Here is a 14,520-nt window from a genome sequence, read left to right as displayed (position 1 = left end):
AAGCTCAGCAACAAAACGGCGTTCGGTATTGTCATGGATATGCTTGCCATAAAGATCTTCCAGTTCATCGAAAGACTCATAGGGCTCTTCAAACCAGTAGGACATAATACTGCGGTTATTATTAAGAGAGTGCACAAACCGCAGGTCTTTCTTTTCCAGTGCTCTCAGTCGGATACTGCTTTTCATCCGGTAATTCCGTCAGTCAGAGATTGACTCTGTATATCAATAAGACTTCTAAGTAGTTGGCCAAATGGAATCGTATATTTCTGGCTAAGTGGGCAGTTGCTATGCAAGGCGCAACGTAGGGAGCATAGCCGTAGCTATGTGACCGGAGTTGCAACGCCGCAGAGTGACTGACAACTTAGTCAGAAATATATGATTTCATTTGGTTAACTACTTACAGTCTGCCCCCTGTATTAGAGTGCAGAAGTTTCGGTATTCTACGTGAATGTAGGGGTAAGTGGCTATCTGGTTCTCGCCCGACAACACAACCAATCAAAAGTGTTGGAATTTTATTGAATAAACATGGCTCACTGTAGAAGGCAGAACGACTGATTATTTATTGCCCCATTTTCAGTAAGGAGTTTTTTGCAAGTAGTGTGGCCATACCTGGTAGCAAAGCTCAAAGCTGTCGAGCCTGTGTCAGTCTGCTCATTGATCTGGATATCCGAAACGTTCAATAACGCCTTGACGATCTTTGTGCGGCCATAGCGGGCAGCCAGGTGAAGAGCTGTCCAGTTATATTTTTCCCTCTCATTGACCTTGATGCCCTCAGCGAACAGTAAAGCAATGACGGTTTTTGTGCTGGCGTATTTGGCAGCTAAGTGGAGGGCCGTCCAGTTAGCCTTAGTCTTCTCATTGACCTTGATGCCTTCAGCGGACAGTAAAGCAATGACGGTTTTTGCGCTGGCGTATCTGGCAGCTAAGTGGAGGACTGTCCAGCCTGCGTTAGTCTTCTCATTGACCTTGATGCCGCCAGCGCCCAGTAACGCCATGACGGTTTCTGTACTGGCGTATCTAACGGCTAAGTGGAGAGCCGTCCAGCCGAATTTACCAGCGATATTGATATTCACTCTACCGGTTTTAATGAGCTTTTTAAGGCATTTGGTGCGGCTCTTGGCAGCGGCAATATGCAGTGGGGTTCTGCCTTTCTTATCGGTGGCATTGACGTATCTCAAGAAGATCGGGTTATCGATACATTCTAAAGAACCTTTTCTGACAGCAGTGTGCAGCAGGGTCGTAATATCCGCTCCTTGTTCGACCAGAATGTTCTGGCTCTCGATATTTTCTGCCAGGACCGCACTGTACAAGGCATCATCAAGGTCCTTCGCTCCCGCCTTGATCAGGATTTCAAGGCACTGCGTCTGCCCCTGTATGGCGGCTTCGCGCAGAGCTTTATCAAGAGCAAGTTGGCCGGGTTGAGTGCTGCTCAGGTATTTAAGGAGGTCAGTATTGCCCTCCCAGACAGCGGTGCGCAGTAAGTTAATGATATTCGCCCCGGCCCGGGTCAGCATTTGCAAGTAATCGGTGCGGCGCTGCCGGGCTGCAATGTTCAGGGGTGTCACACCATTGTGATTGGCGGCATTGACATCAGCATGGCTGTCGATCAGGGCTCGAACGCAATCAGTATGGCCGTAATTGATGGCAACAGTTAACGGGTGTTCAGGATGACCGGTGAGCGCCGAACGGTAAGTCCGTTTTGCCAAAGCCTCGTCTTCGCGCAGCAGCATTTTCAGGTTGCCGAGATTCCCGGTACGGCAGGCATTAAGCATCATGGATTCACAATAATGTGATTCGTCGTCAAGGACGCTTTCCCCGTCCAGACGAATCAATGGCAGCGCCGGTTGCAGGCATTGAGTGCATTGGCGTTGGTCAAGATTTATTGCGGCCTGCTGTTCACTCTCAACCCATTGGGTGAAGCATTTCAGGTGGAAAACGTGGGATGCCGGGCAAGAGGTTTTGACCAGTGAATTTCCACCAGGTTGTCCTCTGATATACCCGTTATGGTTACAGATAGGACAAAGAAATGGGAAATCTGCCGCGTTGCTCCTGACAGCATTCATTGCTTTGGCCTGCTTCATGACTCAAGACTATGAGTAGGACAAGAATCAGTTGGAAAAATTCCATAATCGTTTTCTTTTACCAATAAAGCTATTATGCACAGAGACAGTTGCAAGAAAAACACAGGACACTGTCCTGCAAATCAGAAAGAATAAATGACAGAAAAAGCGAGTTTCACTATGTCTTCTGCACCTAACCCGTCACAGGAAAACATTGTTATTGTTTCCGCTGCCCGTACCCCAATGGGTGGATTTCAAGGTAACCTGTCGTCTATGACAGCGGTTGACCTGGGTACTATTGCGATCCAGTCAGCACTGGAGCGGGCAGGTGTTGCTCCAGAGGATGTATCAGAAGTACTGATGGGCTGTGTATTGCCAGCAGGTACCGGCCAGGGGCCTGCCCGTCAGTCGGCGCTGCATGCCGGTATTCCCGACCATGTCCCAGCCACGACAGTGAACAAAATCTGCGGTTCCGGTATGAAAACGGTGATGCTGGGAGCAACCCAGCTGAAAACCGGTGAAGCCGATCTGGTGGTGGCTGGTGGTATGGAAAGTATGACCAATGCCCCTTACCTGCTGGATAAAGCCAGGGGAGGGATGCGACTGGGTCACGGCCAGGTCAAGGATCATATGTTCACCGATGGTCTGGAGGATGCTTACCAGGGCGTGGCCATGGGGGTCTTTGCCCAGGCAACCGCTGATCGCTTTGGCCTGGGCCGCGAGGCTATGGACGACTATGCCCTTGCATCTCTGGAACGGGCCAGCAAAGCGAACAGTTCTGGTGCGTTTGCTGAAGAAATTGTGCCGGTTGAAACCCGTAAAGGGCTGGTTGATATTGATGAGCAGCCGGGCAAGGCCAGGCCGGAGAAAATCCGTCAGTTACGTCCGGCCTTTAGCAAAGAGGGCACCGTGACAGCGGCAAACTCCAGCTCTATTTCCGATGGTGCAGCGGCGCTCGTGTTAATGCGTGAAAGTGATGCAGCAGCACAGGGCTTACAACCTCTGGCAAGAATTATTGGCTACCAAAGCCATGCTCAGAAGCCTGAAGAATTTACCATTGCTCCGGTAGACTGCATCCGTAAGCTACTGGAAAAAATTAGCTGGCAGGCCAGCGAGGTAGACCTGTTTGAAGTGAATGAGGCGTTTGCCGTAGTGGCCATGATGGCTATCCGCGAACTGCGCCTGGATCATGATAAGGTCAACATTCATGGCGGTGCCTGCGCACTTGGTCATCCCCTGGGTGCCAGCGGTGCCCGCATTCTGGTAACACTGTTGCATGCCCTGAAAAAGACCGGCGGCACCAAAGGTGTTGCTTCACTCTGCATTGGTGGAGGAGAAGCTACCGCCATCGCGGTCGAGATGTTATAAAAAAACTTACCGATACTTTTCGTGTGCACCAACCTGGCGAGCATGCACTAACCACTAATAAAAATGCCGCATGCCCCAGGCCTCACAAATAACAAAACACAAGAGGCGGCATTTTTATATGGATTATCACCTTTCTGAACAGCAGGTCGCTTTTCGTGATCTGGCCCGGCAATTTGCCGATGCCGAATTGGCCCCCCATGCAGCACAGTGGGATCTTGATTGTCATTTCCCGGTTGATGTAATCAGGGCAGCGGGAGACCTTGGGTTCTGTGCCCTGTATACCCATGAGTCCATGGGTGGGCTGGGCCTGTCCAGGCTGGACTCCCATATTGTTTTTGAGCAGCTGGCCATGGGGTGTACGGCTACCACCGCCTATATCACCATTCATAATATGGTTACCTGGATGATCAGTGAGTTTGCTACGGATCGGGTAAAGTCAGATTGGGGGGAAGGGCTGGTCAGTGGCAGCAAGCTGTCGTCCTATTGCCTTACCGAGCCCGGATCGGGCAGTGATGCCGCATCGTTGACAACCAGCGCCGGGCGGGATGGCGATGAGTATGTGCTCAATGGCTCGAAAATGTTTATTTCCGGGGCTGGCAGTACCGATCTGCTGCTGGTGATGGCAAGAACCGGCGAAGACGGTCCGAAAGGCATTTCCGCCTTTGCCGTTCCCGCCAATCTGGCAGGTATCCAGTACGGCAAGAAGGAGGAAAAGATGGGTTGGAATGCCCAGCCAACCCGACTGATTTCATTTGACAATGTTCGTATACCTGCAGACTACCTGTTGGGCAAGGAAGGTCAGGGCTTCTCTTTTGCGATGAAAGGTCTGGATGGTGGTCGAATCAATATCGCCACCTGCTCCATAGGTACAGCTCAGCAGGCACTGAACACGGCTCGGGCCTATATGAAAGAGCGGAAGCAGTTTGGTCGTGAACTGGCCGGTTTCCAGGCCTTGCAGTTCAAGCTGGCGGATATGAATACCGAGCTGGTGGCTGCCCGCCAGATGGTTCGACTGGCAGCCTTCAAACTGGATAATCAGGATCCGGAAGCAACCGCATACTGTGCCATGGCTAAACGTTTTGCTACGGATATCGGGTTTAGGGTCTGTAACGAGGCCCTGCAGATTCATGGCGGTTATGGTTATATCAGGGAGTATCCTCTGGAGCGACATGTGCGGGATACCCGGGTCCACCAGATTCTGGAGGGAACCAATGAAATTATGCGCTTGATTGTCGCCCGTCGTTTACTTTCCGAGAGCATTTCTGATACCGGTATGGAGTTACAGTGATTATGTCTGAAAAGTTACGTCTCACCTGTGAAGAACGTACCGCCATTCTCACCCTGGACAATCCTCCGGCCAATACCTGGACGCCAGAAAGCCTTGATGAGCTGGAGCAGATTATTCACCAGTTGAACCGTGAGCCTGATGTGATTGCCCTGGTGATCACCTCGGCTTCGGAGAAGTTCTTCAGTGCAGGCGCTGATTTAAAGCGCTTTGATAACCTGACCCCGGAGGAAGCTCGCCCATTTGCACAAAGCTTTGGCAGGGCTTTTGAAGCCCTCAGTAACTTTTCGGGGCTCAGCATTGCGGCCATCAACGGTTATGCCATGGGTGGTGGGCTGGAAGTGGCGCTGGCCTGTGACCTGCGCATCGCTGAACAGGGTGCCATTATGGCCCTGCCTGAAGCGTCGGTGGGGTTATTACCCTGTGCCGGCGGAACTCAGAACCTTACCCTGCTGGTGGGCGAAGCCTGGGCCAAGCGCATGATTCTCTGCGGCGAGAAAGTGACCGCAGAAAAAGCATTGGCAATTGGACTGATAGAGGAAATGGTGGACAGTGGTAAGAGTCTTGAACGGGCGAAAGCGCTTGCGGCCAATGCCGGAAACCAGAGTCCGGATGCCTTGAGGGCCTGTAAAAAGCTGATCCAGATGGGGCGTTCCGGATTTTCCAGAGATGTCTTGCCAGAGGAAAGGGAGCAGTTCCTGACGTTGTTCAATGGCAGGAACCAGCAGGAAGGCGTCAGTGCGTTTCTTGAGAAGCGCAAACCTGAGTGGCATTACGACTAATCCGACTATTTTGAATAAGGATGATATTAATGACAAAAATTGCATTTATCGGCCTTGGCAATATGGGTGGTCCCATGGCTCAGAACCTGGTGAAAGCCGGGCATGATGTCTGTGGTTATGATCTGGTTCCTGAGGCGCTTGATCAATTGGAACAAGCCGGAGGCTCAAAGGCCGAATCCGTGACTGAGGCTGCACAGGGTGCCAGTGTGGTGATCAGTATGTTACCGGCTGGCAAACAGGTCGAATCACTCTACCTGGGAGATGATGGACTCTTCCAAACGATAGGCAACCGTTGTCTGGTGATTGATTGCAGCACCATAGAAGCTGAAGTTGCCAGAAAAGTCGGGCAGCAGGCAAAAGAGCAGGGTATCGACTATGTTGATGCACCGGTGTCCGGTGGTACCGCCGGAGCTGCTGCTGGAACACTGACGTTTATGGTGGGTGGCAGTGCCGAGACCGTAGAGCAGGCCCGGCCCTATCTTGAGATAATGGGGCAGACTGTTTTTCACGCTGGCGAGACGGGTGCGGGGCAGCTGGCCAAGATCTGCAACAATATGCTGCTGGCTATTGTTATGACAGGCACATCGGAAGCTCTTAAACTGGGTATCGACAATGGCCTTGATCCGGCAGTACTGTCAGAAATCATGAAGAACAGTTCAGGTGGGAACTGGGTACTGGACAAGTACAACCCGGTGCCGGGCGTCATGCCCCAGACTCCGGCCAGTCATGGTTACCAGGGCGGTTTTATGGTGGCACTGATGGCCAAGGATCTTGGTTTGGCTCTGAATACGGCTGCCAGCAGCCATACCGCAACGCCCATGGCATCACTGGCTGACAATCTGTATAAAATGCATGCAATTCGCTCCGGCAATCACCAGGACTTTTCAAGCATTATTCAGCTGTATGAGTCAGCAGATTAGACGATTATTGGCTACTATTTCTTTGAATGCATGATCAATTTTATTATTTAATAGATAGATGCCGATTATCGTTCAGTTTATTTTTCTTCTGTTGATATGACTCAATGTTTTGCTTAGAAGCTGTTCTAATTTTGAACAGTTGTGTCAGATAATGGTTCTGTTTTTGTAAATCAGGTTATACAATCCCCCGGATTTATCTGAAGTTCTCGCCGGGTAACCGGTCGGCACCGATCATCCATCTGAGGTCACCTTTTCCCATGCAAATACTTATGAGTCTGGTGGGCATTGCCAGCCTTCTGGCACTTGCCTTTTTACTGTCCGATAACCGAAAAGCGATCAACCTGCGAACTGTGGGTGGTGCCTTTGCCATTCAGGCCGGACTGGGAGCGTTGGTTCTTTATGTTCCCCTGGGTCAGGAAATTCTTGGTGGTGTCTCCAACGCGGTAAGTAATGTGATCAGCTACGCCAATCAGGGTATCGGCTTCCTGTTTGGTGACCTGGGTAACTTCAAGGTCGGCTTTATTTTTGCCATCAACGTACTGCCGATTATCATTTTCTTCTCCTCTCTGGTTGCTGTTCTTTACTATCTGGGTGTTATGCAGAAGGTGGTTACCTTCCTGGGTGGTGCGTTACAGAAAGTACTGGGTACCAGTCGTACAGAGTCTCTGTCGGCAACGGCAAATATTTTCGTTGGCCAGACAGAAGCTCCTCTTGTGGTAAGACCCTATATTGGTCGTATGACTAATTCTGAGCTTTTTGCCATCATGGTGGGTGGTCTGGCTTCTGTTGCAGGCTCTGTTCTGGCCGGTTATGCAGGCATGGGTGTCGAGCTTAGGTACCTGATTGCAGCAAGCTTCATGGCGGCACCTGGTGGTTTGCTGATGGCCAAGATGATTAAGCCGGAAACCGATACTCCGGATAATTCTGAGCTGGCTGATGACGAAGGTGACAATGAAAAGCCTGCCAACGTAATAGACGCCGCCGCTTCTGGTGCTTCTTCCGGTATGAAGCTGGCCGCAAACGTTGGTGCCATGCTGCTCGCTTTCATTGCCCTGATCGCCATGGTTAACGGTATCATGGGCTGGATTGGTGGCTTCTTTGACTACCCTGACCTGAGCCTCGAAATCATTCTCGGCTATCTGTTCAGTCCGCTGGCCTTCCTGATTGGTGTGCCAATGAATGAAATCGTGACAGCGGGCAGTTTCATTGGCCAGAAGCTGGTGGTGAACGAATTCGTTGCTTACATGGATTTTGTTAATTACCTGAACCCTGAAGCGGCTGCGGCGGCTGGTGTTGAAGTGCTGTCACAGCGTACGCAGATCATCATCACCTTTGCACTGTGTGGTTTTGCCAACCTGTCTTCTATTGCCATTCTCCTGGGTGGTCTGGGCGTTATGGCACCACACCGTCGTCAGGATATTGCCCGCATGGGTATCAAGGCAGTGGCTGCTGGTACTCTGTCTAATCTTATGAGTGCAACCATCGCTGGTCTGATGTTGTCTCTGTAATGTTTTTTGGGCCACGGTCTGACCGTGGCCTGCTTTCCTTCCTGTATTTTCCCTTCATCAGCTGAATCTAACGCTTTTCAGGAAATGGCCGAATGACATAGTGAAATAACTATGTCGGGGTATCTGTGTGTATTGCTGGCATGGATATCTTTCTGAACCTGTCGTGAGTGTGCAAGGATGAACCTGACAACAAGGATTTTATGCTCCCGTAAAGACAAGAAATTTTCGCAGCAGGCCCTGGCGGATTTGATTGGTGTATCCAGAAGTGCACTGGCCCAATGGGAAACCAGTATGAGCAGTCCCAGTCTCGAGAATCTGCGAAAAATGGCTGAAATTCTTGAGGTGTCTTTCGAGTGGCTGGCCACCGGGCGTGGAAACCAGTACCTGGTCAGCTCTGATGAGGTAATCAGTGACTCGGAAGTGGATGGGGAGATTATCGGTCAATTACATCGAATGAACCTGATGAAGAAAAGAGCCATTCTGAATGTGATGAGAGCCATGGCATAAAGTAACAAAATACGCTCAGACAAAAGCGCCTTACCGGCGCTTTTTCGCTTTTTGCAGAACAGTTTCAGAATGCAGTGGGCGTCTATTTGATCATTTCTCGGAACTTGTTGCCCGGCTTGAACTGAGGCAGCTTGCAGGCGGGGATATGAATTTCTTCACCGGTTTGTGGATTGCGCCCCTTCCTGGCCGCCCGATCTGCTACCGAAAATGTGCCAAAACCAATAAGTTGAACGATGTCGCCGCTTGCCAGTGTCTCCTGTGTGTTGCTGATAAAGGCATTGACAACCAGCTCGGCCTTGCTTCGGGACAGGTTAGCTTGTTCAGCGACTTGCTCAACCAGTTCTTTCTTGTTCATATCCAGTCTCAGGGAATTACCAGTTATGTGGAAAGAAAATACCAGAAGATGGGTGATCCGCCTCTGGCTTCGCTTGGCTCAGGGAAAAACCTGGGCAGGTGGTGAAACACAATCAGCCTGACGTGTATCTCTTGCTGGAAAAACAGATGATGGGAGAAAACCTTGTAGGAGCCTGTCGGACTTAAGACTGTCCTACTGCGGTTGCGATAAATTGGTCTAAAAATTCCTGCTTCTTCGTCAAATAGCCCCGCTATTCTCCTCAGAAGCAGAAATTTTTATCCTCAATTTCTCGCAATCCTCGCTACGGACGCTTAAGTCCGACAGGCTCCTAGGACAATATAGAAGTTTTTAGCCGCTTTATCCGGTTTCGTGACTGAAATATTTTGAGGTGGCTGCCAGGATGGGGGCTGGCAGCTATGGTGTCGGCTTATTTACCCAGTTCGCGCTCCAGTGGGATCATGTGATGTTTTGGCTGCAGTACCAGAATATCGGTTTTGACCTCGGAGATCAGCTGTTCGGCGGTATTGCCAATAGCCAGGGCGCTGATGCCGGTTCTTGCGTGAGTGCCAAGAATCAGAAGTTTGGCATCAATGTCTTGCAGCAGCGCGGGGATCATGGTCTCGGTTGGACCGGGTTCAATATGGAAATAGTCTTCATTGAGATTGAACTCCCGGGCATATTCCTGACAATGCTTTTCGTAGTAGTCCTTGTCAGTCCGTCCATCACCGTGATCCTGAATCGCCAGCATCGTTGTCGGGTAAGCGGTGGCCAGATGCAGCTCTGATGAGAACTCACTGGCGATGTCCGTCGCATATTGCAGGATCGCCTGGTTAAGAATGCTGTGATAATGGTCTCTCGGGTCGGCGTTAATGGCCGCGAGGATTTTGCCTTTAGTCCAGTCACTATTATCCTGCACCAGCAGTACAGGAACCCGGCAGCGGCGGAGGAGGCTCCAGTCTTCAGGCGTAGAGAAGGCTTTCTTGAGGGCGGTGATTAACTTGGCATCTTTGACTACCAGGTGGCAGCGTTCCATCTGACGCACATGGATAATGGTTTCAATAACAGAGCCATTCCATGTTTCATGCAGATAAACCTCCTGACCCTCAGACATCAGTGGCTCAGCCAGTGCTTCCAGGCGAACCATTGATTCACCATCGGCCCTGGGGTTTGGCGCAAGAATATGCAGGGCAGCACCGGTTACCCGGCAGATCTGGCTGGCCCGTTCAAGGGCAAGCTGCTGTTCCTTTCTGGTATCAACAACGGCCAGAACCTTGGTAATTCCACGCATAATGTTTCCTCTCTTGCTGAATATTCTGCTTGTTATAGTTCCATCATGCATGAGCGGAACTGATGTTTTTATGATCTGGGTCAATAAAATGCTGTGTAGTTAGGAGTATGTGGAATGTTATTCCATGAATATTTGTATTTATAAAAGAGATCTTATGGAAACCGTTGTGTTTTTTGAAGAATTGATCTGGGTCAATAAATGTGCTGGCGAACTTTATATAATAACAGCATATTACATTTCCGGTTGATAAATAACAAAAAAGGTAAGGAATGAAAATCAAATCGCTTTCTCTCGCTATTATCAGTGCAACTGTATTGCTATCTGGTGCCGCACAGGCCTATGAGGCTGGTGACTTTATTGTTCGTGGTGGTCTGGCCAGTGTAAATCCTGATGTGGATAGTGGAAATCTGTATGTAGCAGGGGTCGAACAGCCTGACTCAAAAGTGGATGTCAATAATGAGACTCAACTGGGATTATCATTGACTTATATGATTCAGGATAATTTCGGTATTGAGTTGCTTGCAGCTACTCCATTCTCACACAAGTTGCAGGGTAAGGGTGGGCTTTCTGGTCTTGGTGATTTCGCTGAAGTAAAGCACTTACCACCTACTTTGAGTGTTCAGTATTATCCAATGGGTAATGCGTCAGCGTTCCAGCCCTATTTTGGCGCGGGCTTGAATTACACTATCTTTTTCAGTGAAAAGTTTGTTGGTGCTGGTTCGAATGCTGGTTTTCGGAATCTGAAGCTGGATGACTCCCTTGGTCTGGCGGCTCAGGTCGGTTTTGATTACCAGGTTGCTGATAACTGGAGTGTGAATGCTGCCGTCTGGTATATGGACATAGATACAACGGGTACTTTCACAGATGGCTCAAATGATTACAAAATTGATGTATCTCTGGATCCCTGGGTATATATGGCCGGTGTAGCATACCGTTTCTAAAGCCATGGCAATAAGTTGAATAAAAAAAGCTGTCAGTTGTCTGACAGCGTTTTTTATTCTGCGCATTGGTGAATCTGACCTTTGTAGCTTCAGCGTGCTTTATGGGTCTGCTTGATCTCCTGCTTCATAAGAAAAAGACATTGATGCCTCACTTTAACGCCCTCCTGTCGCTCGTGTTACCATGCTGGCTCAGCCAGGTGAGCCAGTTATGACCAATATTTCGCCCATTCTTGAATTCTTACCCTGTCCAACCCCTGAGGCATGGATTGATGAAGCGCGCAAACCAGAGAATCTTGCGGTGATTCTGGTTGATCATGCCAATAATGAACTGAAGGCCGCTCAATCAGCGATGGCGATAATGAGCCGTTATCGCACCGGGACGTTCGGCCGGGGTAACGGTCGCTGTGAACAGCAGAAAGGTGGGCTGCAACTCAGAATAGAAGATCAGTTAAGCCTGCTGAACAAAATGTCCAGACTGGCCCGTGAAGAGTTGCGGCACTATGAGCAGGTTCTGGCCATTATGGCACGCAGGGATATTCCCTATGTTCACCTTGGAGCCGGTCGCTATGCGGGGCAGTTAAGTGCTGCCATCAGAACGTTTGAACCATTCAGGCTGGTCGATACCCTGGTGATGGGGGCGTTTATTGAAGCCCGTTCCTGTGAGCGTTTTGCGGCACTCTCGCCATGGCTGGACGATGAATTGAAGAAGTTTTATCAGTCATTATTGAAGTCTGAAAGTCGACATTTTCAGGACTATCTGGCATTGGCAGAGGCCATTAATGGCGGGTCAGTGGCTGACCGGGTGGCGATATTCGCCGGGATTGAACAGGATGCCATTGAGTCTCCGGACAAACTATTCCGTTTTCACAGTGGTGTGCCTGTCTGAGAATATTGGTGCCAGGGGCTTCGCCGCTGTGACGACTGTCCGTAAAACGTGATAGACCGGCTCTGCATTGTCGTGGTTTTAAAATCTCTAGCCGTCTTTGCTTGTAAATAAACGTACGGGGGATAAAAAAAGGGAAATAAATGTCCAACAGGGCTATCGAAAACTGAATTGGAATTACAAAATGTATAGTGCAGTTTCCAGTCCTGATAGCCAGAGCACTTTCGCCGGTACAACTCCCTCTGGCCCTGATGCCACGGATAAGTCGTTAGCCCTTGTTCTTCCTGCCTTGCCAAAAGAAACTTCCCTTGCTCACAACAGCCCTGTCCCCGCCGCTGCCCTGACGGAAAGAACCATCGCACCATCAGGGCATCATAACCCACTCCCCTTGCCGGAAAACTGGCAATGGCAATTTGTCTCTGGAATCCTGAATGGAGAAATCGAGGCCATTTCAGGATTGCTTCAACAAGGTGCAGATGTTAATAGCGACCTCTCCAGCCAGATTGCAAAATTGGCTCAACAACCTGTCAACATTCATGGGACGCCCCCCTCTGTTACAGTCCGCCTGGGCAAGACTGCCGGACTGGGGGCTCTGTGCACCCCGCTCTGGCTGGCAGCCGGGGCTGGCAAGCTTGAAGTGGTAGAACTTCTGTTGTCTAAGGGGGCACTCCCTGACGCCAGGGACTATCGCTTTGCACCTCTTGAGATGGCAGCCGTTGCAGGGCATCTGAAGATAGTCAGGGTCCTGCTGGAATATAAGGCAGACATACAAGCTGGCAGTACCACAGGAGTTAATTCTCCACTGTACTGGGCCGTTCATGCTGGCCATCAGGATGTGGTGGAGTTTCTGGAAATGAACGGTGCCCATTTGCAAGTTGGTTGCCCGGGCATGGATGCTCTGATTCACGAATCAGCCAGAAGGGGATCGACCAATTTAATAGAGTATCTGCTCAATCTCGGCGAGGACATTGATAACCACAGTACCGGTCAGCATACCCCGGTTTATGCTGCGGCAATCAATGGCCATTTTGAGCCGGTCAAGTTACTGCTTGAGCGAGGTGCCAACAATAGCCATGGCGAAACCGGTTACAAAACCTTGATCTGGGCTGCCTGTTACAGCGGCAACCTCCAAATGGTCAAATATCTGCTTGATCAGGGGGCGGACATCAACGCTGGCGGCGGTAATACCTACCCCTGGACAGAACCCCACCCCATCGAGGCTGCTGCTCATTCTGGCAATTGCCAACTGTTGGCGTACTTGCTGGAGCATCAGAATCTGACTATCAACACCCCCGACCTCAGCGCTACTCTGTTCCGCCACGCTGCTGAGGGAGACAAAGTGGTGATGATGGATTACATTGCCAACAGGGCAACTATCAACATTAATGAAACGGGTTGCGATTCCCCGATCTCAGCAGCGGCTCGCAGTGGCTCTATCGAAGCGGTGAAGTGGCTACTTGAAAAGGGTGCAAACATTGAGGCCAACTGCTCAGGCCCACAAGCTCCACTGTGTCAGGCTTGCGCCCGGGGGCACTTTAAACTGGTCAAATTCCTGGTCAGCAAGGGCGCAAGACTTGACGGCAATACAGGGTTGGATTCGCCAATCTATTTTGCGGCCAGAGCTGGCAGTATTGATACCGTGGCATACCTGCTTGACAGGGGCGTCAGCGTCAATGCCGATGCTTCAGGTTTTCGTACCCCTATCTATATAGCAGCGCAGAAGGGGCTTGTGGAGATGGTGGAATACCTGCTGGATAAAGGCGCAGAGGTTAATGCTAATGTTATTGCTGACGAAAGTCTCCACTCGCCTATCTTTGGGGCTGCATTTAATGGGCACCTTGAGCTGGTCAAGCGTCTGGTTCATAAATCCGCAGCAATTGATGCAGGTTATTTGCTTTTTGGTGCCGCCCTGGGAGGTAACTGCCCCATACTGGAATACCTGTTTGAAGAGAACACAATACTGCAGCGTATCGAACTGTCACACTTTTCAGGGGCACTCATTCAAGCGTCTTTTCATGGCCACCTGAACGCAGTAAAGTACCTGCTCCGCGCATTCGAGACCCATTTCAGTACTGCCCCCAAGCCTGACATCTCTAAACCGCTCTGGATGGCGGCCCAAAGTGGGCATGTTGATGTGGTGAAGTATCTTGCTGGGCTGGGGGCTAACGTGAATGTGGAAAGCCAGAACTTTGGCAGCGCGGTTTGGACTGCATCAAAGTATGGTCATCTGGATACCGTCATGTACTTGCATCAACAGGGTGCCGACATTCACTACTCAAACCCTGCCAACAATACGGATGTACTTTCCATAGCGGAGCAAATGGGTCATCAGGATGTTGCTCAATACCTGCAGCAGCTTAATCATTTTTCTCCCAATGACCAGCAGTCTTTGTCGGAAACCCGGGGAGCACTTTTCCTTGATGAGTCAAAAAATGAGTGAAATCCGATTTCACAGCGGGGTGCCTGTCTGAGAATATTGGTAGCAGAGTCTTCGCCGCTGTGACCACTGTGCATAAAACTTGATAAACCGGCTCTACATTGTCGTGGTTTTAAAATCTCTGGCTGTCTTTGTTGTTAAATAAACGTCTGGCGGATAAAAAAAGGGAAATAATTGTCCAACAGG

General features: G+C 50.2%; 12 protein-coding genes and 1 pseudogene. 9 read left to right on the top strand and 4 right to left on the bottom strand.

Annotated elements, in window-relative coordinates; translation table 11 throughout:
- Positions 1-3: 3 nt before the first annotated feature.
- Positions 4-186: pseudogene (locus ACO6UX_RS13160) on the bottom strand (spermidine acetyltransferase); the annotation flags it as partial.
- A 344-nt stretch (positions 187-530) separates the two neighbouring features.
- Positions 531-2,063, bottom strand: coding sequence for an ankyrin repeat domain-containing protein (locus tag ACO6UX_RS13155; RefSeq protein WP_422448271.1), 1,533 nt, complete (start codon positions 2,061-2,063; stop codon positions 531-533).
- A gap of 153 nt (positions 2,064-2,216) precedes the next feature.
- On the opposite strand from ACO6UX_RS13155, the gene ACO6UX_RS13150 reads away from it, so the two are divergent.
- The 6 genes from ACO6UX_RS13150 to ACO6UX_RS13125 all read left to right on the top strand — a co-directional run bounded on the left by ACO6UX_RS13150 (position 2,217) and on the right by ACO6UX_RS13125 (position 8,430).
- The gene (locus ACO6UX_RS13150; RefSeq protein ID WP_422448269.1) at positions 2,217-3,428 is read left to right on the top strand and encodes a thiolase family protein; all 1,212 of its coding nucleotides are present in this window, start codon (positions 2,217-2,219) and stop codon (positions 3,426-3,428) included.
- Between the two features lie 118 nt (positions 3,429-3,546).
- Positions 3,547-4,716, top strand: coding sequence for an acyl-CoA dehydrogenase family protein (locus ACO6UX_RS13145; protein ID WP_422448267.1), 1,170 nt, complete (start codon positions 3,547-3,549; stop codon positions 4,714-4,716).
- A gap of 2 nt (positions 4,717-4,718) precedes the next feature.
- Positions 4,719-5,495: an enoyl-CoA hydratase gene (locus ACO6UX_RS13140; protein ID WP_422448265.1), complete on the top strand. Its 777-nt coding sequence runs from the start codon at positions 4,719-4,721 to the stop codon at positions 5,493-5,495.
- Positions 5,496-5,524: 29 nt separating this feature from the next.
- Positions 5,525-6,415, top strand: a complete 891-nt coding sequence (gene mmsB / locus ACO6UX_RS13135; protein ID WP_422448263.1) for a 3-hydroxyisobutyrate dehydrogenase — start codon at positions 5,525-5,527, stop codon at positions 6,413-6,415.
- Between the two features lie 257 nt (positions 6,416-6,672).
- Complete coding sequence (locus tag ACO6UX_RS13130; protein ID WP_422448261.1) at positions 6,673-7,923, top strand: NupC/NupG family nucleoside CNT transporter; 1,251 nt, start codon at positions 6,673-6,675, stop codon at positions 7,921-7,923.
- Between the two features lie 177 nt (positions 7,924-8,100).
- Positions 8,101-8,430, top strand: a complete 330-nt coding sequence (locus ACO6UX_RS13125) for a helix-turn-helix domain-containing protein (protein WP_101746298.1) — start codon at positions 8,101-8,103, stop codon at positions 8,428-8,430.
- A gap of 82 nt (positions 8,431-8,512) precedes the next feature.
- Here ACO6UX_RS13125 and ACO6UX_RS13120 read toward each other — a convergent pair whose 3' ends face one another.
- Positions 8,513-8,785: an HU family DNA-binding protein gene (locus ACO6UX_RS13120; RefSeq protein WP_101746299.1), complete on the bottom strand. Its 273-nt coding sequence runs from the start codon at positions 8,783-8,785 to the stop codon at positions 8,513-8,515.
- Between the two features lie 427 nt (positions 8,786-9,212).
- On the bottom strand, positions 9,213-10,073 hold the full coding sequence (locus ACO6UX_RS13115; RefSeq protein ID WP_422448258.1) for a universal stress protein: 861 nt from the start codon (positions 10,071-10,073) through the stop codon (positions 9,213-9,215).
- 269 nt (positions 10,074-10,342) lie between these two features.
- On the opposite strand from ACO6UX_RS13115, the gene ACO6UX_RS13110 reads away from it, so the two are divergent.
- From ACO6UX_RS13110 to ACO6UX_RS13100, 3 genes are all read left to right on the top strand, one after another.
- A complete protein-coding gene (locus tag ACO6UX_RS13110; RefSeq protein ID WP_422448256.1) occupies positions 10,343-11,014 on the top strand; it encodes an OmpW/AlkL family protein in 672 nt (223 codons plus the stop codon).
- Positions 11,015-11,222: 208 nt separating this feature from the next.
- Positions 11,223-11,900, top strand: a complete 678-nt coding sequence (locus ACO6UX_RS13105) for a tRNA-(ms[2]io[6]A)-hydroxylase (protein WP_422448254.1) — start codon at positions 11,223-11,225, stop codon at positions 11,898-11,900.
- 181 nt (positions 11,901-12,081) lie between these two features.
- Entirely contained in the window at positions 12,082-14,337 is a 2,256-nt protein-coding gene (locus ACO6UX_RS13100) for an ankyrin repeat domain-containing protein (RefSeq protein WP_422448252.1), read from the top strand.
- Positions 14,338-14,520 lie beyond the last annotated feature (183 nt).

The sequence above is a fragment of the Endozoicomonas sp. ALB091 genome (genome assembly GCF_049310265.1).
GTDB lineage: Bacteria > Pseudomonadota > Gammaproteobacteria > Pseudomonadales > Endozoicomonadaceae > Endozoicomonas.
This window is presented reverse-complemented; position numbering and strand designations above follow the sequence as displayed.

Bases quoted from the DNA above. Each gene is read 5' to 3' on its own strand.
- ACO6UX_RS13155 (WP_422448271.1), bottom strand. From the start codon at position 2,063: ATGAATGCTGTCAGGAGCAACGCGGCAGATTTCCCATTTCTTTGTCCT.
- ACO6UX_RS13150 (WP_422448269.1), top strand. From the start codon at position 2,217: ATGACAGAAAAAGCGAGTTTCACTATGTCTTCTGCACCTAACCCGTCA.
- ACO6UX_RS13145 (WP_422448267.1), top strand. From the start codon at position 3,547: ATGGATTATCACCTTTCTGAACAGCAGGTCGCTTTTCGTGATCTGGCC.
- ACO6UX_RS13140 (WP_422448265.1), top strand. From the start codon at position 4,719: ATGTCTGAAAAGTTACGTCTCACCTGTGAAGAACGTACCGCCATTCTC.
- mmsB (WP_422448263.1), top strand. From the start codon at position 5,525: ATGACAAAAATTGCATTTATCGGCCTTGGCAATATGGGTGGTCCCATG.
- ACO6UX_RS13130 (WP_422448261.1), top strand. From the start codon at position 6,673: ATGCAAATACTTATGAGTCTGGTGGGCATTGCCAGCCTTCTGGCACTT.
- ACO6UX_RS13125 (WP_101746298.1), top strand. From the start codon at position 8,101: ATGAACCTGACAACAAGGATTTTATGCTCCCGTAAAGACAAGAAATTT.
- ACO6UX_RS13120 (WP_101746299.1), bottom strand. From the start codon at position 8,785: ATGAACAAGAAAGAACTGGTTGAGCAAGTCGCTGAACAAGCTAACCTG.
- ACO6UX_RS13115 (WP_422448258.1), bottom strand. From the start codon at position 10,073: ATGCGTGGAATTACCAAGGTTCTGGCCGTTGTTGATACCAGAAAGGAA.
- ACO6UX_RS13110 (WP_422448256.1), top strand. From the start codon at position 10,343: ATGAAAATCAAATCGCTTTCTCTCGCTATTATCAGTGCAACTGTATTG.
- ACO6UX_RS13105 (WP_422448254.1), top strand. From the start codon at position 11,223: ATGACCAATATTTCGCCCATTCTTGAATTCTTACCCTGTCCAACCCCT.
- ACO6UX_RS13100 (WP_422448252.1), top strand. From the start codon at position 12,082: ATGTATAGTGCAGTTTCCAGTCCTGATAGCCAGAGCACTTTCGCCGGT.